This is a genomic window from Xanthobacter autotrophicus (assembly GCF_030015065.1).
Lineage (GTDB): Bacteria > Pseudomonadota > Alphaproteobacteria > Rhizobiales > Xanthobacteraceae > Xanthobacter > Xanthobacter autotrophicus_D.
Map to the genome: position 1 here is coordinate 1 of NZ_JAIVFN010000531.1, position 399 is coordinate 399.

The 399-nt window shown below is 69.7% G+C and carries 1 protein-coding gene and 1 pseudogene; both read left to right on the plus strand.

Annotation, left to right across the window (positions count from 1 at the left end; genetic code table 11):
* A pseudogene (locus tag K9U40_RS24370) lies at positions 1-202 on the plus strand (IclR family transcriptional regulator); the annotation flags it as partial.
* 11 nt (positions 203-213) lie between these two features.
* A partial coding sequence (locus tag K9U40_RS24375) for a CoA transferase (protein ID WP_282892613.1) occupies positions 214-399 on the plus strand: 186 nt, incomplete at its 3' end.

The window sequence follows — 399 nt, forward strand, 5'->3', positions numbered from 1 at the left end:
CGGCTGCTGCACTTCGTTCGGCGAATGGCAGGAGACGGTCTGCGCGATCGCGGTGGGGTTTCACCCCGGCGGCGGCCTGCCGGCCATGTCGGTCAATTGCGGCGCTCCGACGATCATCACCGATGCCCGGTTCCTGATGGATGTGGTGCGGCCGAAGCTCGTCGCGGCGGTGCGCGGCCTCGACGGCGTGATGGGAGCTTGAGGACCCGTTCCATGGAAACCGATCCGTCCCACGATCTCCCGCTAGCCGGGATCCGCGTCCTCGACCTGTCCCGGGTCCTTGCGGGGCCGTGGTGCGCGCAGGTTCTCGGCGATCTCGGCGCCGACGTGATCAAGGTCGAGCATCCGGAGCGCGGCGACGACACGCGGGACTGGGGCGTGGCGACCAGTCCCGGCAAC